Below are 17,412 nucleotides of genomic sequence, written 5' to 3'. Positions count from 1 at the left end.
TTTCAAGAGACGCCGGCAACGTCCCGCGCGTCCACCACCTGATCAGGAGTGCACGATGGATCTCAACCGTCGGCAGTTCTTCAAGGTCGCAGCAGTTGGCCTTGGAGGCTCGAGCCTGGCAGCGTTGGGCATGGCCCCGACACCTGCCTTCGCCGAGCAGGTGCGCCACTTCAAGCTGGCGCACACTAAGGAAACGCGCAACACCTGCCCCTATTGCTCGGTCGGCTGTGGCCTGATCCTGTACAGCCAGGGGGACGGCGGCAAGAACGTTGCGCAGAACATCATCCATATCGAAGGCGACGCCGACCATCCGGTGAACCGCGGTACGCTGTGCCCGAAAGGCGCCGGCCTGCTCGACTTTATCCACAGCCCCAGCCGCCTGCAGTACCCGCAAGTGCGCAAGCCCGGCAGCAGCGAGTGGACGCGGGTGTCCTGGGATGAGGCGCTGGACCGTATCGCCGATCTGGTCAAGACCGACCGCGACGCCAACTTCATCGAGAAGAACGCCCAGGGGCAGACGGTCAACCGTTGGCTGACCACGGGTTTTTTGGCGGCATCGGCGGCGTCCAGCGAAGCCGGTTACCTGACCCACAAGGTCATTCGCAGCCTGGGCATGCTGGGGTTCGATAACCAAGCGCGTGTCTGACATGGTCCGACGGTGGCAAGTCTTGCCCCGACGTACGGCCGTGGTGCCATGACCAACCACTGGACCGATATCGCCAACGCGAATCTGATCCTGGTGATGGGCGGCAACGCAGCAGAAGCGCACCCGTGCGGCTTCAAATGGGTGACCGAAGCCAAGGCCCATAACAAGGCCCGGCTGATCGTGGTCGACCCGCGGTTTACCCGTACCGCGTCGGTGGCCGATTACTACGCGCCGATTCGCACCGGTAGCGATATCGCCTTCATGGGGGGCCTGATCAATTACCTGCTGAGTAACGACAAGATCCAGCACGAGTACGTGCGCAACTACACCGACGTGTCGTTTATCGTCAAAGCCGGCTTTGGCTTCGAGGATGGCCTGTTCAGTGGCTATGACTCGGCCAAGCGCAGCTACACCGACAAGTCCGGCTGGGGTTACGAGCTGGGCGAGGACGGCTTTGCCAAGGTCGACCCGACCCTGCAGGACCCGCGCTGCGTCTACCAGCTGATGAAGCTGCACTACAGCCGCTACACCGCGGAACTGGCGAGCATGACCTGCGGCATGCCGCAAGACCGCATGCTGAAGATCTGGGAAGAGATCGCCACCTGCTCGCAACCGGGCAAGACCATGACGATCCTCTATGCCCTGGGCTGGACCCAGCACTCGATCGGTGCGCAGATCATTCGCAGTGCGGCGATGGTGCAACTGCTGCTGGGTAACGTCGGCATGCCCGGTGGCGGTGTCAATGCCCTGCGCGGGCACTCCAACATCCAGGGCCTGACCGACCTCGGCCTGCTGTCCAACTCGCTGCCGGGCTACTTGACCCTGCCGGGCGATGCCGAGCAGGACTACGACGCCTACATCGCCAAGCGGGCGCTCAAACCGTTGCGGCCGGGGCAGCTGTCGTACTGGCAGAACTACGGCAAGTTCCACGTCAGCCTGATGAAGGCCTGGTATGGCGCCAATGCCAGCGCAGAGAACCATTGGGGCTACGACTGGCTGCCGAAGCTGGATATTCCCGGTTACGACGTGCTGAAGATGTTCGACCTGATGGGCCAGGGCAAGGTCAACGGCTACATGTGCCAGGGCTTTAACCCGATTGCCGCGTTGCCGGACAAAAACCGCGTGACTGCGGCCCTGAGCAAGCTCAAGTGGCTGGTGGTGATGGACCCGCTGGCCACCGAGACCTCGGAGTTCTGGCGCAACGTCGGGCCCTATAACGACGTGCAGAGCGAGGCTATCCAGACCGAAGTCATCCGCCTGCCCACCACCTGCTTTGCCGAAGAGGACGGCTCGCTGGTCAACAGCAGCCGCTGGTTGCAATGGCACTGGAAGGGCGCCGACGGCCCGGGGGAAACCCGCACCGACGTGCGCATCATGAGTGAGCTGTTCCTGCGCCTGCGCAAACGCTACCAGACCGAAGGCGGCGCCTTTGCCGAGCCGCTGTTGAACCTCAGCTGGCCCTACAAGGTAGCCGATGAACCGTCGCCCGAAGAACTGGCCAGGGAGCTCAACGGCAACGCCGTCAGCGACCTCACTGATGCCACTGGCGCTACCCTCAAGGCCGGCCAGCAGTTGTCCGGTTTTGCCCAGCTCAAGGATGACGGCAGTACTGCTTCTGGCTGCTGGATCTTCTGCGGCAGCTGGACCGAGCAGGGTAACCAGATGGCCCGGCGCGACAACAGCGACCCATTCGGCATGAAGCAGAACCTCGGCTGGGCCTGGGCCTGGCCGGCCAACCGGCGGATCCTCTACAACCGCGCCTCGGCCGATCCGCAAGGCAAGCCGTGGGACCCGAACAAGCGCCTGGTGTGGTGGAACGGCAAAGCCTGGGGCGGCACCGATACCCCGGACTACAAGGCCGACGTGCCGCCAGAGGCCGGCATGAACCCGTTCATCATGAACCCTGAAGGGGTGGCGCGCTTCTTTGCCGTCGACAAGATGAACGAAGGCCCGTTCCCCGAGCATTACGAGCCTTTCGAAACGCCGATCGGCATCAACCCGCTGCACCCGAACAACAAGCAGGCGACCAGCAACCCGGCCGGGCGCATCTTCGATTCGGTGTGGGACACCCTTGGCCAGGCCAAGGATTTCCCTTACGCGGCGACCAGTTACCGGCTGACCGAGCATTTCCACTTCTGGAGCAAGCACTGCAAGCTCAACGCCATTGCCCAGCCCGAGCAGTTTGTCGAGATCGGCGAAGTGCTGGCGCAAGAGAAGGGCATCGTCGCCGGCGACCGCGTGCGGGTCACCTGCAAGCGCGGGCATATCGAAGCGGTAGCGGTGGTCACCAAGCGCATCCGGCCGTTGCAGGTCAACAACCAGACCGTGCACCAGATCGGCATTCCGCTGCACTGGGGCTTCACCGGCAGTACCCGCCACGGCTACCTGACCAACACCCTGGTGCCGTTCCTCGGTGATGGTAATACGCAGACGCCGGAATCGAAGTCGTTCCTGGTCAACGTGGAGAAAATCTGATGGCTAGCCAAGACATCATCGCCCGTTCGGCCACCACCACGCCGCCCTCGTCGATCCGCCAGCTGGAGGAGGTGGCCAAGCTGATCGACACCACCAAGTGCATCGGTTGCAAGGCCTGCCAGGTGGCCTGTTCGGAGTGGAACGAGCTGCGAGACGAGGTCGGTCACAACCATGGCACCTACGACAACCCCCAGGACCTGAGCGCCGAAACCTGGACGCTGATGCGCTTTACCGAGCACGAAACCGGCGACGGCAACCTGGAGTGGCTGATCCGCAAGGACGGTTGCATGCACTGCGCCGATCCCGGTTGCCTGAAGGCCTGTCCGAGCCCGGGGGCAATCATCAAGCATGCCAACGGCATCGTCGATTTCAACCAGGACCACTGCATTGGCTGCGGCTACTGCATCACCGGCTGCCCGTTCAACATCCCGCGAATCTCGCAGAAGGACCACAAGGCCTACAAGTGCACCCTGTGTTCCGACCGGGTGTCGGTGGGGCTGGAGCCGGCCTGTGTGAAAACCTGTCCGACCGGCGCCATTGTCTTCGGCAGCAAGCAGGACATGAAGGAGCACGCCGCCGAGCGCATCGTCGACCTCAAGTCGCGGGGTTTCGACAACGCCGGCCTGTACGATCCCGATGGTGTCGGCGGTACCCACGTGATGTACGTGCTGCACCATGCCGATACCCCGCGTTTGTACGCGGGCCTGCCGGACCAGCCGATCATCAGCCCGCTGGTAGGCCTGTGGAAAGGCGTGACCAAGCCGCTGGCGCTGCTGGCCATGGGCGCGGCGGTGCTCGCCGGGTTCTTCCACTATGTGCGCGTCGGCCCGCAGCGGGTCGAAGAGGACGAGCACCCGAGCCCTGCGGATACCAGTGTGCAGGTGGTCGACCCGGCGGTGCATGTCTATGACCCGAACCGGCCGGGCGGGCAAGGGGAGGAACGACCATGAACGACAAACCTATCCTGCGCTACAACGCCAACGAACGGACCAATCACTGGCTGGTGGCGATCCTGTTCATCATGGCCGGGTTGTCGGGGCTGGCACTGTTTCACCCGGCACTGTTCTGGCTCAGCCATCTGTTCGGCGGCGGGCCGTGGACACGGATTTTGCATCCGTTCATGGGCGTGTTGATGTTCGTGTTTTTTGTTGGCCTGGTGCTGCGTTTCTGGCGGGCGAACTACTTCATCGCCAACGACCGCCTATGGCTCAAGCGTATCGACCGGGTGATGCGCAACGAAGAGGAGGGCGTACCGCCAATCGGCAAGTACAACCCCGGGCAGAAGCTGCTGTTCTGGACCTTGCTGCTGTGCATGCTGGTGCTGTTGATCAGCGGCGTGGTGATCTGGCGGGCCTACTTCAGCAGTTATTTCGGTATCGGTTCGATTCGCCTGGCGACCCTGGCGCACGCCCTGGCGGCGTTCGTGCTGGTGCTGAGCATCATCGTCCATATTTACGCCGGGATCTGGATCAAGGGTTCGGTCAGCGCCATGCTGCATGGGTGGGTCAGCCGCGCCTGGGCGAAAAAACACCATGAGCTGTGGTATCGGGAAGTGACCGGCGACAAACAGCCGCCACCGCCGATCAATAAAAAAGGATGAGCGCTTGAGTACTCTTCTGGAACCCGGGCAGATCGAAGCGGCGGCCAGCACGCCGCCGTTTCTCTACCTGCCGCCGAAGAACCTGTTCGCCCTGCGTGCGCAGCGCCTGGAGCAACTGGCCGAGGGCAACCCGCTGGCGGATTACCTGCGTCTGCTGGCCGGCCTCTGCCATGTGCAACAGAGCCTGCTCGACCAGCCGCCTGCCGCAGCTCCTAGCGACAGCGAACGCCAGCGCCTGTGTGTCGAGCATGGCTTGCCGCCGCTGGCTGCCGACAGCCTGGTGCGCGACGGACACTGGCTGGCTTATCTACAGGCGTTGTTGCAGCGCTATCCGGCTTCGAGTGGCGCCGTGGCCGATGCCGTGTCTGTGCTGCAATGCGCCGCCGATGAGCAGCGCAAGCTGTGGGCCATCGCCTTGCTCACAGGTTCATACAGCCTGGTGCCGGCGGCGCTGGTGCCGTTCCTGGGCGCTGCACTGCAGGCGGCCTGGAGCCATTGGCTGCTGAGCCTGCAGGGGGGCGAACTGAAAGCGGCGGACAGCCTCTGCCAATGCCCGGCCTGTGGCTCGCCGGCCATGGCCGGGGTCATCCGCCATCGCGGCAAGTACAGCGGCCTACGTTACCTGGTGTGTTCGCTGTGTGCCTGCGAATGGCATGTGGTGCGGGTCAAATGCGTGTACTGCGAACAGAGCAAGGGCCTCAAGTACTTCAGCTTCGAGGATGACCGTTACGCCAGCGCCAAGGCGCCGCTGCAGGCCGAATGCTGCCCGGGCTGCAACACCTACCTCAAGCATATCTACCTGGAAAACGACGCCGATGCCGAAGCACTGTCGGCCGACCTTGCCAGCCTGGCGCTGGACCTGCGCCTGGATCAGGAAGGCTTCCAGCGCCTGGCGCCGAACCTTTTGCTGGCGCCGGGAGGGGAGTGAGATCGGGTCTACACTGAGGTTTTGCCCATGGCCAGCGCCCACTGAAGTTGAGAACCGTCTGCATGCCGTCCAACCTCGCCAAGCTCCCGATCCGCCTGCCCTCCATCGACACTCTGTTGCGTCACCCCGCCAGCCAGCCGCTGACCGAGCGTTACGGTCGCGACGCGCTGCTGGCGACCTTGCGCCAGTTGCTCGACGACCTGCGCGAGGACGCCCGGCTCGGCCAACTGGACGCCGCCGAACTGGCCGCGCCGGTGCTGCTCGGCCGCGCCGGCGAGCGCCTGGTGGTTCGCCACCGCAGCCAGGTGCGGCGGGTCTTCAACCTCACCGGCACGGTGCTGCACACCAACCTGGGCCGGGCCTTGCTGCCCGAGGAAGCTATCGATGCGGTGCAACTGGCGGCCCGCTATCCGCTCAACCTCGAGTTCGACCTGGCCAGCGGCAAGCGCGGCGATCGCGATGACCTGATTGAAGGCTTGATCCGCGAGCTCACCGGCGCCGAAGCCGTCACTGTGGTCAACAACAACGCCGCTGCCGTACTGCTGGCGCTCAATAGCCTCGGTGCGCGCAAAGAGGGGATCATCTCGCGCGGTGAGTTGATCGAGATCGGTGGCGCTTTTCGCATTCCCGACATCATGGCCCGCGCCGGGGTCAAGCTGCATGAGGTGGGCACCACCAATCGCACCCATGCCCGCGATTACGAGGCGGCCATCGGCCCGCGCAGCGGCCTGTTGATGCGCGTGCATTGCAGCAATTACAGCATTCAAGGCTTCACCACCCAGGTGCCGACCGCAGAACTGGCGCGCTTGGCTCATCGCCATGATTTGCCCCTGCTCGAAGACCTCGGCAGCGGCAGCCTGCTCGACTTGAGCCGCTGGGGCCTGCCGGCCGAGCCGACTGTGCGCCAGGCCCTGGCCGATGGCGCCGATCTTGTCACCTTCAGCGGCGACAAGCTGTTGGGCGGGCCACAGGCTGGCATCATTGTCGGGCGCAAGGACTTGATCGCGCGGATCAAAAAGAACCCGCTCAAGCGCGCCTTGCGGGTCGACAAGCTCACCCTCGCAGCGCTTGAGGCGGTGCTGGGCTTGTACCGTAATCCTGATCAACTGGCCGAGCGCCTGCCCAGCCTGCGCCTGCTGACCCGGCCGCAGGCCGAGATCCACCAGCAGGCCGAGCGCTTGCAGCCAGCGTTGGCGCAACAGCTGGGCGAGCAGTGGACGGTCAGCGCAGAGCTTGCACTGGGCATGATCGGCAGTGGCAGCCAGCCGGTGGCGCGCTTGCCCAGTGCGGCCTTGTGTGTGCGCCCGCAGGTGTCCAAGCGCCTGCGCGGTCGCGCCTTGCATGGCCTGGAACGCGCGCTGCGGGCCTTGCCGATTCCAGTGCTCGGGCGCATCGATGACGATGCCCTGTGGCTGGACCTGCGCCAGCTCGATGACGAAACCGCGTGGCTGGCGCAACTGGCGCAGGTGCAGGCGTGATTATCGGTACCGCCGGGCATATCGACCACGGCAAGACCGCTTTGCTCGAGGCCCTGACCGGCCAGGCGGGCGACCAGCGCCGGGAAGAGCGCGAGCGCGGCATGACCATCGACCTCGGTTATCGTTATGCCGCCCTCAGCCCTGGCGCAGCTCTAACCGGCTTTATCGACGTGCCCGGTCACGAGCGGTTTATCCACAACATGCTCGCTGGCGCCCAGGGCATCGACCTGGTGCTGCTGGTCGTGGCCGCCGATGACGGGGTGATGCCGCAGACCCGCGAGCACCTGGCGATCGTCGAGCTGCTGGGCATTCCCCAGGCCTTGGTGGTGATCAGCAAATGCGACCGGGTCGAGCCGCAGCGGCTGCAGGAAGTGCAAGCCCAGGTCAGCGTGCTGCTGGCTGCCGGGCCGTATGCGGGGGCATTGCAGTTTGCAGTTTCCAGCGTCACTGGCGAGGGCATCGAGGCGCTGCGCCAGGCCTTGCTGGCGGCTCAGGCTGAGGTTAGCCAGCGCAGCAGCCAGGGCAGTTTTCGCCTGGCCATTGACCGCGCTTTTGCGGTTGCCGGTGCCGGCATCGTGGTCACCGGCACGGCGCTGGACGGGCGTGTGCAACTGGGTGACAGCTTGCTGCTCGGCAAAGCCGGCAAGCCGGTGCGGGTGCGTGGCCTGCATGCGCAGAACCAGGCCGCCGTCGAGGCCCAAGCTGGGCAGCGGGTGGCCTTGAACATCAGTGCCGAGCGCCTGGCCCTTGAGCAGATTCACCGCGGTGACTGGCTGCTTGCCGAGTGGCTGCATGCGCCGACCCAGCGCGTGGACATCGAGCTGCAACTGCTGGCCAGCGAACTGCGCGCCTTCGAGCACTTCAGCCCGGTGCATGTGCACCTGGGCACCCAGGATGTCACCGCCCGGGTAGCGTTGTTGCAGGGCGAGCATGTGCTACCGGGCAAGCGCATGTTCGCCCAACTGCTCACCAATGCACCGGTACAGGCGGTGCACGGTGATCGCTTGGTGTTGCGTGACCAGCGTGCGCAACGTACCCTCGGTGGCGGCCGGGTGCTCGATCCCTTTGCACCTGCGCGCCAGCGCCGCAGCGAGGCGCGCATTGCCCAGTTGCAGGCCCTGGCTGGCGCCGACAGCCTTGAGCAGGCCTTGCCGGCGCTGCTGGCCAGTGATGACCTGGGCCTCGACCCGCAACGCCTGGAGCGCCAGTTCAATCGCCTGCGCAGCCGCTGGCAACTGCCGGCCAATGTCCGGGTAATCGCCACTCGCCAAGGCCCGCTGCTGTTCACCGATGAGCATTGGCAAACATTGCAAACGGCGTTGCTGGAGGGGCTGGCGCGGTTTCATGAACAGGAGCCGGACCAGCTCGGTCCTGATCGTGATCGCTTGCGCCGTTTTGTTGGCCTGACCCTTGAGCGCCCGGCCTTCATCAGCCTGGTGGATGAACTGCTCGCCAGCGGCAGGTTGGTCAGCAGCGGGCCCTGGCTGCACCTGCCCGAGCACCAGATACGCTTGAGCGATGCTGACTCGCAGCTGTGGAGCCAGGTGCAGCCATTGCTGGTCGAGGGGCTGTTCGACCCGCCCTGGGTACGCGACCTGGCCAGGTCACTACAAGTCGATGAAGCCGAGGTGCGCCTGTTGCTGCGCAAGCTTGGGCGTTTGGGCCAGGTGCACCAGGTGGTGCGCGATCTGTTCTATCCTGAGGCCACGATCCGGCAAATGGCGGCTATGCTCTTGCAGCTGGCCAGCGACGATCCGGTGGTGCAGGTGGCGGCGTTTCGCGATGTGCTGGGGATCGGGCGCAAGCGCAGTGTGCAGATACTCGAGTACTTCGACCGCATCGGCCTGACCCGGCGTGTCGGTGACCGACGCCAGGTTCGCGCCGACAATGCCCTGGCCCAGGCGCCGGGGCAGTAACCCGTTCAAGGAAGGCAATCGCGCCCGGTGGCGCGGCCGGGCTTCAAACCCGGTTGGGGACGGCAGCCGTTCCCGGGCAGGTTCGACTCCCGCTGCCTTCCGCCATTTCTACTGGGCGCGCTCGCCGCACAGGTCCTGGGCGAACCAGTGTTCCGCCGCTTGCACATCGAGCCCGGCACCGAGCAATGCGAACATCTTGCCCAGCGCCGCTTCGCGGGTCATGCCGCCGGCGCTGACCAGGCCGGTATCGCGCAGGCGGCTGCCGGCCGCATAGGTGTCGAAGTGCACCGCGCCTTCCGGACACTGGCTGATGGCCGCAATCAACACCCCGCCTTGGCGGGCGTCGTGCAGCGCATCGAGCAGGTCCTGATCGTCCGATGGCCCGGTGCCGCTGCCGTAGCACTCCAGCAGCAAGCCCTGCACGCCGCTAGAGAGCAGGCCGCGCAGATGGCCGACCTGCAGCCCGGGGAACACCGGCAGCACCATCAGGTTTACCGGTTGGCGTGGCTGGCGGTAATCCAGGCAGGCCGGGAGCGACTCGGCGCGTTGTCCATCGCGCTCACGCGGCAGCGCGGCGAAGGCATCGAAGGCTTCGCTGCGCAGCTTCGACGTGCGCGCGCCGTGCAGCAGCTGGCCGTGGAAATACAGCTGCACGCCATTGTCGATACCGGATGCCATCACCCGCAGGGCGCCGCAAAGGTTGTCCCAGGCGTCGCTGTCGGCGGTGCCGGCCGGCAACATCGAGCCGGTCAGCAGTACCGGTACTGGCAGGCCGAGCAGCAAAAACGACAGCGCCGCTGCGGTGTAGGCCAGGGTGTCGGTGCCGTGCAGCAGCAGGATACCGTCGTGGCCATCGCGCTCCACCGCTTCGACAATCGCCTCGCGCATGGCCAGCCAGTTGCTTTGCTGCATGTTGGCGCTGTCGATCAATGGCCGCAGTTCGCGCAGCCGCCAGCTCAGTAGCGGTGCATCGGCCAGTTGTTCCAGGTGCTCGCGCATACGCGCTTCAAAGCCGCCGGCAGGCGCCAGGCCCTGCGGGGTTTGCAGCATGCCGATGGTGCCGCCGGTGTACAGCACCAGAAGGTTGTTGACGGCGCGCATGTCAGCTCTGCGTCTGTGCGTTGGCGACGTTGACGTCGGTCCGGGTCTCGACCTGCGGATTCACTGGCCAGGCAGCCGGGTCCAGGTCCAGGTCGGAAAACTTCGACGCGTCGAACACTGGCTGGGCGATACCGGCGCGGCGCTGTTCGTCGTAGTCGCGCATCACCCGCAGGCCGACCTTGAACAGCAGGGCCAGGGCTACCAGGTTGACGAACGCCAGGCAGGTCATGGTGATGTCGGCGAAAGCGAACACGGTCGACAGGTTTTGCACCGAACCCCAGAGAATCAGCAGCAGTACCAGGCCGCGGTAGCCCAGCAGCACCAGGCGGTTGCGGGTGAAGAACTGCAGGCTGGTTTCGCCCAGGTAGTAGTTGTAGAGGATGCAGGTGAAGACGAACAGCGACAGCGCGACACTGACGAAAATCCGTCCCCAGTCACCGACTACCGCAGCCAGGGAGTTCTGGGTCAGGGCGATGCCGTCACCTTCAAAGCCTGGGGTGTAGAAGCCCGACAGCAGGATCAGCAGTGCGGTGCAGGTGCAGATCACGAAGGTGTCGAGGAACACGCTGAACGCCTGGACCACACCTTGGGCGGCCGGGTGTTTCACCGCGGCCACGGCGGCGACGTTCGGTGCACTGCCAAGGCCGGCTTCGTTGGCGAACACGCCACGTTTGACGCCCATGACGATAGCGCTGCCGAGCAGGCCGGCAAAGGCCGGATCAAGGCCGAAAGCGCTCTTGACGATGGTTTCGAGCATGGCCGGCACGTGTTCGATCTGGGTGAAGATCACGTACAGGGTCACGCCGATGTAGGCCAGGGTCTTGACCGGGACCAGCAGGTCGGACACCGAGGCGATACGCTTGATACCGCCGATGAACACCAGGCCGAGCAGGGCGGCGAGGGCGATACCGGTGTATTTCGGCTCGAAGCCGAAGGCGTTCTGCAGCGAGTGGGTCACGGTGTAGGACTGCAGGCCATTGAAGGTAAAGCCGTAGGTCACCAGCAGCAGAATCGCGAACACCATCGCCATCCAGCGCAGCTTCAGGCCGTGCTGGATGTAGTAGGCCGGGCCGCCACGGTACAGGCCGTCGCCGTCGCTACGTTTGTAGACCTGGGCCAGGGTGCACTCGAAAAAGCTGCTGGACATGCCCACCAGCGCGGTCACCCACATCCAGAACACCGCGCCCGGGCCGCCGAGGGTCACGGCGATGCCGACACCGGCGATGTTACCGGCACCGACGCGGCCGGCCAGGCTCAGCATCAGCGCCTGGAACGAGCTCAGCTGGCCTGCCTGGCCGCGTAGGGATTCCTTGAAGACGCTGAACATGTGGCCGAAATGGCGGAACTGGACGAAACGGGAGCGCAGGGTGAAGTAGCTGCCGAGTCCGACGATAAGCACGATGAGGAGTTTCCCCGAGAGGAAATCGTTGAGCGCTTCGAGCATGAAATGACCTCGATTCTTATTCTTCGCATGAAAGACGACAGGTCGGCGTCGATGCGCCGTGTCCGTGGGGCGCATGGTTGGTCATGACAAGACTGGTTACAATTTCGCGGGTTGCTCTCAGTTGATGCGACTTGATGCTAAACTGGCGCCTGTCGCATCACCTGGAACAGCTCACATGAGCGAACATCTCGGCGCCAATCTCAAGCTCGCCTGCAGCCACTACCGCTCTATCTCGGAAGTTTGCCGGCAGCTGTCGATCAATCGTGCACAGTTCAACAAGTACCTGAGCGGGCAAAGCCAGCCGACGGCGTACAACCTCAAGCGCATCGGCGATTTCTTCGGTGTCGAGGATTACGAACTGGGTTTGCCGCCGGAGCAGTTCGCGCGCCTGATTGGTGCGCGCAGTACCGCCAACCAGGCGCTCAGCCACAACGATCCGCTGGCCGAGCTGCTGCGGCCGTTGCGCGAACACGCCGGCAACCTGTCGCGCTATTGCGGTTACTACTTCGAATACTCCAACTGCATGTCGGTACCCGGCTCCATCCTGCTGTCGCTGGTGCACCTGCGCGAAGAGCGCGGCAGTTTTCTGTTCGAGCGCCAGGAGCGTCAGGAGCGCTCCAGCAGTACCGATGTGCAGGCCGAAGACTGGGTGCGCTGCCGTTACCTGGGCGCGGCGTTCCAGTTGCAGGACCGCCTGTTTCTGCTCGATTACGAGTCGTTGACGGTCAACGAGATGAGCCAGACCATCCTCATTCCCAGCTTCAAGAGCCGCATCACCCGCCTCAACGGTCTCAAGACCGGGGTTTCCAGTGGTGACCGGCGTACCCCGGCCTGCACCCGGGTGGTGTGGGAGTTCCTCGGCACCGAGATCAACCGCATCAGCGCCTACCGCCAGGTCAAGCTGTACCGCCCGGACGATCCACGGATCGACGACGACGTGCGTGAACGCCTGAGCGCCGGGCCGATCCGCAACGGCCTGTTCGAGATTGAATAACCCGCTTAGCCGAGAATGAACTCGGCCACCACCTGCGCCACCTGATTGGCCACCGCCGGCTTGTCGCGCAGGTGTGCGGCAATGCCGTGATCGCAGTCGGTCAGCAGCAGGCATTCCAGGTGCGGTGCCGGCACGGCGCGCAGCAGGGCCTGGGTGACTTCTTCAGGGATCGGGCTATAGCGCTGGGCGCCGGCCAGCCACAAGGTGCCGGCCGAGGTGCCTTCGGCTTGCCCGTAGGCTTTGGAGTTGAGCCCGTCGAATTCGCCGATCACCAGCAGCACCCGGCCCGCAAACGAGCGCAGAAACTCGTAGCTGTCGCAGTCGAGAAAGCCGTAGGGCTGGCGGATCGCTGCGCTGAAGGCCGGGCCGAACGGCGCCTGGTGGGCGGCGTCCGGGTAAACCGCCGGGCAGATCAGCACCAGTTTGTCGATGGCCGGCGTTTGCGCTGCCAGTTTCAACGCGATGGCGCCGCCCAGGCTGTGGCCGAGCAGGGTCTGGCAGCGCTCGGCGATATGCCGGTGAAAGCGCTGCGCTTCTTCCAGGTTGGTGGTCAGCGACGGCTGCGGCGCGCCGGGCTCGGCGGCCAGGCTGTGGCCGGAGAGGTTGCCGGTCAGCGAGCCGATCCCCTGCTGCTGCAGGCGATACAGCAGCGGGTTGAGGCGAGTGAAGTCCGAGCGCGCGCCACCGATTACGAACATCGGCGCAGCGCGCTCCTGGTCAGGTATAAGCAGCCGCGCCTGTTGCTGGAAACCGTCGAAGGTTTCGCTGATGAAGCGCTCGGTAGCTGGCGCGGGTTCGTCGTACTGCCAGGTGGAACGTTGGGTCGAAATTGCTTCCAGGTGCATGGACACCGCCTATAGAAGCTGATGTTGCAGCCATTCGCCAAGGGGGTTGCCGGCGCTGAGCAGCAGCTTGAGGGCCATGATGCAGCACACGCAGACCAGCAGCGGCTTGATCAGTTTAGGACCGAAATGCACCGCGCAGCGAGCCCCCAGTTGCGCGCCGACGAAGGCCGCGCAAGCCATCGCCAGGGCCAGCGGCCAGACGATCGCGCCGCTCAGGGAAAACACCGACAGCGCCCCGAGGTTGCAGGCGGCGTTGAGCAGTTTGCTGTTGCACACCGCGCGCAGCATCGGCTGGCCGAGCAGAACCACGCACGCCACCATGTAGAACGAGCCAACGCCGGGGCCGAACACCCCGTCGTAGAAGCCGATCACTGGCGCCACCGCCAGGCAGAACAGGCTGATCGAGATCCTCGCCTTGCGCTGCTGCTCGTCCGGCTTGGGGCTGAAGGCAAAGTAGGCGGCCACCAGGATCAGCAGCACCGGTACGCAGGCCTGGAGGAAACTCTTGGGCACCAGGCTCACCGACAGCGCCCCGAGGGCGCCACCGGCAAAAGCCATGGCCGCCATGGGCAGGCCGCGCTTCCAGTCGATCATGCCCTTGCGGGCAAAGGCAAAGGTGGCCGAGACCGTCGCCGAGGCGGCCTGGAACTTGTTGGTGGCGATCGCTGCCAGCGGGTCGATGCCGGCAACGAACAGCACCGGCAGGGTGATCAGCCCGCCGCCGCCGGCGATGGCATCGAAAAATCCGGCCATCAGCGCTACCGACGCCAGGGTCAGCAGCAGGGTGATATCAATTTCCATCATCGGGGGGTTCCCTTGTTCAGCCACGTACCAGCAGCGGGTCATCATTGAGGACTATCGGGCGCGCGAATCGCGAGTAGCCGAACAGGCGCACCAGCAGGCGCCGGTTGTCCTGGAGAATGTCGCGCCCGTGTAGGGCGCGGCAGTTATTGATCAGCAAGGCGCTATCGGGTTGGAGCACGAACGGCAAGGGCTGGGCGTCCCGGACCAGCGCCTGGAAGGCGTCGAAGGCACGGGCTGCGGCGTCGCTGGCGTGATCGTTCAACGAGAAACGATACGAGTTGTAGCGCAGGCTGAAACCGCCGTCGGGATCGAACTGCAGCATCGACGTGGCCTGGCCGGCCTCGCCTTGACCGGCGACAAAGCACTCGCTGCGGGTGAAGTCGAAGGAGGCCGAGGTCAACGCCAGCGCATGCAGGCTGCCCAGTTGCTCGATGATGGCGCGCAGCGGGATGATCCGGGTCGGTTCGCCCGCCGGGTTCCAGCGCGCGGAAAGGATCAGCGCTGACGGCGCAGGTGAGCGGCCCTCGCTGGCGGCAACCGAACAGTTGTAGGGCGCTTCGGTATGCGGGCCCAGGCGCAACCCGGCGTGAGAGCTGAGTTCGACTTCGGTGTGCTGGTGTTCGTCGGGGCGGGGCACGCTGCCGCCGCCTTTGAAGTTGCCGACCAGCCGCATGATCTGGCCTTCGTTGTCGATATCGAAGGCAAAGGCCCGGTAGTTCACCAGCTCCAGCAGCAACTGGTTGCGCGAGGCCAGGTACAGGCAGCGCTCGCTCTGAGCCAGGGTGGCCAGCTCAGGCAGATGCTCGGGCAGCGGATCGCTGCCGAGGCAGGCCATCTGCGAGCACATCAGGGCGGACAACTGGCCATCGGCAAAGCGTTGCAACACGGCCTTCTGGCTGGCGTCGAGGGTAGGGTGCAGGCGTTGTGCCCACTGGCGCGCCTGGTTGGCGACTCCGCGGGCCTGAGGGCCGCCGAGTTCGGCGAGGTGCTGGCTGGCAGCTGCCAGCGTACGGGCCTGGTCTTGGTCGAAACTCAGGTACGCGACTTCCGAATCCTGCATGGGAAACATTCCTTTGTTATTGGTTTTATCTGGCAATCCGTGCCGGCCAGGGTGCAGAAAGTGCTGCTGCGCCCCGGCGAACGAATAAGCTAACTATTCTCCTGGTTAATCCATTCAGGCGAGTCAGCTCATTCCGGGCGCAGTATAGGCAGTTTCCGGATTTGTGTAAGCACAGGAAAAACCTTGCCTTCAGCGCCGCGCCGGGCAGGACGGGCGCCCCTGTGTTGGACTTCCCCTGCCGGAAACCGCAAAATGAAGGCTTTCTTCCAATAATCTGATCGGACCTGCTGACTCTATGCGAATGCGCCTGATGCTGTTGGGTGGTGGAAGTGCCCTCGGGCAAGCGCTGATTCGACTCGGGGCCGAGGAAGATATCGGCTTTCTGGCACCGCGCCCGCCGGACAGCGGCTGGGATCCGGCGAGCCTGACCCAGTTGCTCGACGACACCCGCCCTGATGCGCTGATCAACCTGGCTTACTACTTCGACTGGTTCCAGGCCGAAGCGGTCAGCGAGCAGCGCCTGGCCCAGCAGGAGCGCGCCGTCGAGCGCCTGGCCGAGCTGTGTCAGCACCACAACATCATTCTTGTCCAGCCGTCCAGCTACCGGGTCTTCGATGGCTCGCGGGCGACCGCCTACAGCGAAAAGGACGAGCCAGTGCCGCTGGGCCTGCGTGGCCAGGCCCTGTGGCGCATCGAGCAGAGCGTGCGCGCCACCTGCCCGCAGCATGTGTTGCTGCGCTTTGGCTGGGTGCTCGACGAGAGTATCGATGGCGTCCTCGGCCGCTTCCTGACCCGCGCCGAGCAACCGCAGGAACTGCTGCTGGCCGATGACCGGCGCGGCAACCCGACGCCGGTGGACGACGCTGCGCGGGTAATCCTCTCGGTGCTCAAGCAGCTCGATTGCGCCGCGCCCCTGTGGGGCACCTATCACTACGCCGGGAACGAGGCGACCACGCCGCTGGCGCTGGGGCAGGCTATCCTCACGGAAGCGGCCCAGTTGCATAAGCTGGCGGTACAGGCCCCGACCGCGCAGGCCCACGCCGCGCGCCCGGACGCCAGCGAAGAACCGCAGCATGCGGTGCTGGCCTGCAAGAAAATCCTCCACACCTTCGGCATCAAGCCCCGCGCCTGGCGCGCCGGTTTGCCGCCCTTACTGGATCGCTTCTATCGTCATGGCTGATGCCCCTATTCTGATCACCGGTGGCGCCGGCTTCATCGGTTCCCACCTCAGCGATGCGTTGCTGGAAAAAGGCTATAGCGTGCGTATCCTCGACGACCTGTCGACGGGCAAGCGCAGCAACCTGCAGATCGACAACCCCCGGCTGCAACTGGTCGAAGGTGATGTCGCCGACGCCGAACTGGTCAAGCGCGCCGCGGCCGGTTGCCAGGCGGTGGTGCACCTGGCCGCGGTCGCCTCGGTACAGGCCTCGGTGGACGACCCGGTGAAAACCCACCAGAGCAACTTCATCGGCACCCTCAACGTGTGCGAGGCCATGCGCCTGAACGGCATCAAGCGCGTGCTGTTTGCCTCCAGCGCGGCGGTGTACGGCAACAATGGCGAAGGCCAGTCGATTGTCGAAGACACGCCCAAGGCGCCGTTGACGCCTTACGCGGTGGATAAACTGGCCAGCGAGCAGTATCTGGACTTCTACCGCCGCCAGCATGGCCTGGAGCCGGTGGTGTTCCGCTTTTTCAATATCTTCGGCCCGCGCCAGGATCCTTCCTCGCCGTATTCCGGGGTTATCAGCATCTTCTGCGAGCGCGCCCTGAACGGCACGCCGATCACCCTGTTTGGCGACGGTGAGCAGACCCGCGATTTTCTCTATGTTGGCGATCTGGTCACGGTAATGGTCCAGGCGCTGGAGTTGGCACAGGTCGAGGAGGGCGCGGTGAACATCGGCCTGAACCAGGCCACTTCGCTGAACCAGTTGCTGGCGGCATTGAAGTCGGTGGTTGGCGATTTGCCGGCGATCAGCCATGGGCCGGCGCGCTCGGGCGATATCCGCCATTCGCGGGCGAACAACCAGCGCTTGCTGGCGCGTTTTGATTTCCCTGAGCCGACGCCGCTGGTGGTGGGGCTGGCGCGACTTTTAGGACGCTGAAAAGCAGCGCGGGGCAAGC

Annotated in this window: 14 protein-coding genes and 1 tRNA gene; 10 read left to right on the top strand and 5 right to left on the bottom strand. The window is 64.7% G+C overall.

From position 1 onward, the window contains the following. Positions 1–55 precede the first annotated feature (55 nt). From fdnG to ACZ9A3_RS20815, 7 genes are all read left to right on the top strand, one after another. The gene (gene fdnG, locus ACZ9A3_RS20845) at positions 56–3,121 is read left to right on the top strand and encodes a formate dehydrogenase-N subunit alpha (RefSeq protein WP_476253085.1); all 3,066 of its coding nucleotides are present in this window, start codon (positions 56–58) and stop codon (positions 3,119–3,121) included. After that, a complete protein-coding gene (gene fdxH / locus ACZ9A3_RS20840) occupies positions 3,121–4,071 on the top strand; it encodes a formate dehydrogenase subunit beta (RefSeq protein WP_045200013.1) in 951 nt (316 codons plus the stop codon). Before fdnG ends, fdxH begins: the two co-directional genes overlap by 1 nt. Next, a complete protein-coding gene (locus tag ACZ9A3_RS20835) occupies positions 4,068–4,721 on the top strand; it encodes a formate dehydrogenase subunit gamma (protein ID WP_045200010.1) in 654 nt (217 codons plus the stop codon). The genes fdxH and ACZ9A3_RS20835 overlap by 4 nt, the downstream gene beginning before the upstream one ends. Positions 4,722–4,725: 4 nt before the next feature. Next, on the top strand, positions 4,726–5,649 hold the full coding sequence (fdhE, locus tag ACZ9A3_RS20830) for a formate dehydrogenase accessory protein FdhE (RefSeq protein WP_476253084.1): 924 nt from the start codon (positions 4,726–4,728) through the stop codon (positions 5,647–5,649). A 62-nt stretch (positions 5,650–5,711) separates the two neighbouring features. After that, positions 5,712–7,127 carry an L-seryl-tRNA(Sec) selenium transferase gene (gene selA, locus ACZ9A3_RS20825; protein ID WP_476253083.1) on the top strand — a complete coding sequence of 472 codons (1,416 nt, stop codon included), beginning with the start codon at positions 5,712–5,714 and terminating at the stop codon, positions 7,125–7,127. Further along, positions 7,124–9,043, top strand: a complete 1,920-nt coding sequence (gene selB, locus ACZ9A3_RS20820) for a selenocysteine-specific translation elongation factor (RefSeq protein ID WP_476253082.1) — start codon at positions 7,124–7,126, stop codon at positions 9,041–9,043. The genes selA and selB overlap by 4 nt, the downstream gene beginning before the upstream one ends. Positions 9,044–9,052: 9 nt before the next feature. Next, positions 9,053–9,148: transfer RNA gene (locus ACZ9A3_RS20815), tRNA-Sec, on the top strand. A 3-nt stretch (positions 9,149–9,151) separates the two neighbouring features. On the opposite strand, the gene ACZ9A3_RS20810 is transcribed toward ACZ9A3_RS20815, so the two are convergent. Both ACZ9A3_RS20810 and ACZ9A3_RS20805 read right to left on the bottom strand, forming a co-directional pair. Continuing rightward, complete coding sequence (locus ACZ9A3_RS20810; RefSeq protein ID WP_258595073.1) at positions 9,152–10,144, bottom strand: asparaginase; 993 nt, start codon at positions 10,142–10,144, stop codon at positions 9,152–9,154. Between the two features lies 1 nt (position 10,145). Beyond that, the gene (locus ACZ9A3_RS20805) at positions 10,146–11,588 is read right to left on the bottom strand and encodes an alanine/glycine:cation symporter family protein (protein WP_045200000.1); all 1,443 of its coding nucleotides are present in this window, start codon (positions 11,586–11,588) and stop codon (positions 10,146–10,148) included. 175 nt (positions 11,589–11,763) lie between these two features. Here ACZ9A3_RS20805 and ACZ9A3_RS20800 point away from each other — a divergent pair, with 175 nt between their 5' ends. Further along, positions 11,764–12,582, top strand: a complete 819-nt coding sequence (locus ACZ9A3_RS20800) for a helix-turn-helix domain-containing protein (RefSeq protein ID WP_045199998.1) — start codon at positions 11,764–11,766, stop codon at positions 12,580–12,582. A 5-nt stretch (positions 12,583–12,587) separates the two neighbouring features. Here the strand turns inward: ACZ9A3_RS20800 and ACZ9A3_RS20795 are convergent, their stop codons facing one another. From ACZ9A3_RS20795 to ACZ9A3_RS20785, 3 genes are read right to left on the bottom strand one after another with little or no spacing between them, the layout of a single operon-like run. Next, on the bottom strand, positions 12,588–13,427 hold the full coding sequence (locus tag ACZ9A3_RS20795; RefSeq protein ID WP_093379020.1) for an alpha/beta hydrolase: 840 nt from the start codon (positions 13,425–13,427) through the stop codon (positions 12,588–12,590). Between the two features lie 9 nt (positions 13,428–13,436). After that, positions 13,437–14,231: a TSUP family transporter gene (locus ACZ9A3_RS20790; protein WP_476253081.1), complete on the bottom strand. Its 795-nt coding sequence runs from the start codon at positions 14,229–14,231 to the stop codon at positions 13,437–13,439. A 16-nt stretch (positions 14,232–14,247) separates the two neighbouring features. Beyond that, entirely contained in the window at positions 14,248–15,291 is a 1,044-nt protein-coding gene (locus ACZ9A3_RS20785; protein ID WP_258595069.1) for a TauD/TfdA family dioxygenase, read from the bottom strand. 295 nt (positions 15,292–15,586) lie between these two features. Between ACZ9A3_RS20785 and ACZ9A3_RS20780 the strand changes: the two genes are divergently transcribed. Together ACZ9A3_RS20780 and ACZ9A3_RS20775 are read left to right on the top strand one after the other, a co-directional pair. Next, on the top strand, positions 15,587–16,471 hold the full coding sequence (locus tag ACZ9A3_RS20780; protein WP_045199991.1) for a sugar nucleotide-binding protein: 885 nt from the start codon (positions 15,587–15,589) through the stop codon (positions 16,469–16,471). Then, positions 16,464–17,393 carry an NAD-dependent epimerase/dehydratase family protein gene (locus ACZ9A3_RS20775; protein ID WP_045199989.1) on the top strand — a complete coding sequence of 310 codons (930 nt, stop codon included), beginning with the start codon at positions 16,464–16,466 and terminating at the stop codon, positions 17,391–17,393. The genes ACZ9A3_RS20780 and ACZ9A3_RS20775 overlap by 8 nt, the downstream gene beginning before the upstream one ends. The last annotated feature ends 19 nt before the right edge of the window (positions 17,394–17,412 follow it).

The organism is Pseudomonas sp. TE4620 (assembly GCF_056279045.1).
This window is presented reverse-complemented; position numbering and strand designations above follow the sequence as displayed.

Excerpts from the sequence above, each read along its gene's own strand:
- ACZ9A3_RS20835 (WP_045200010.1), top strand. The coding sequence starts at position 4,068 with ATGAACGACAAACCTATCCTGCGCTACAACGCCAACGAACGGACCAAT.
- ACZ9A3_RS20810 (WP_258595073.1), bottom strand. The coding sequence starts at position 10,144 with ATGCGCGCCGTCAACAACCTTCTGGTGCTGTACACCGGCGGCACCATC.
- selA (WP_476253083.1), top strand. The coding sequence starts at position 5,712 with ATGCCGTCCAACCTCGCCAAGCTCCCGATCCGCCTGCCCTCCATCGAC.
- ACZ9A3_RS20805 (WP_045200000.1), bottom strand. The coding sequence starts at position 11,588 with ATGCTCGAAGCGCTCAACGATTTCCTCTCGGGGAAACTCCTCATCGTG.
- ACZ9A3_RS20795 (WP_093379020.1), bottom strand. The coding sequence starts at position 13,427 with ATGCACCTGGAAGCAATTTCGACCCAACGTTCCACCTGGCAGTACGAC.
- fdxH (WP_045200013.1), top strand. The coding sequence starts at position 3,121 with ATGGCTAGCCAAGACATCATCGCCCGTTCGGCCACCACCACGCCGCCC.
- ACZ9A3_RS20785 (WP_258595069.1), bottom strand. The coding sequence starts at position 15,291 with ATGCAGGATTCGGAAGTCGCGTACCTGAGTTTCGACCAAGACCAGGCC.
- ACZ9A3_RS20800 (WP_045199998.1), top strand. The coding sequence starts at position 11,764 with ATGAGCGAACATCTCGGCGCCAATCTCAAGCTCGCCTGCAGCCACTAC.
- ACZ9A3_RS20775 (WP_045199989.1), top strand. The coding sequence starts at position 16,464 with ATGGCTGATGCCCCTATTCTGATCACCGGTGGCGCCGGCTTCATCGGT.
- ACZ9A3_RS20780 (WP_045199991.1), top strand. The coding sequence starts at position 15,587 with ATGCGAATGCGCCTGATGCTGTTGGGTGGTGGAAGTGCCCTCGGGCAA.
- ACZ9A3_RS20790 (WP_476253081.1), bottom strand. The coding sequence starts at position 14,231 with ATGATGGAAATTGATATCACCCTGCTGCTGACCCTGGCGTCGGTAGCG.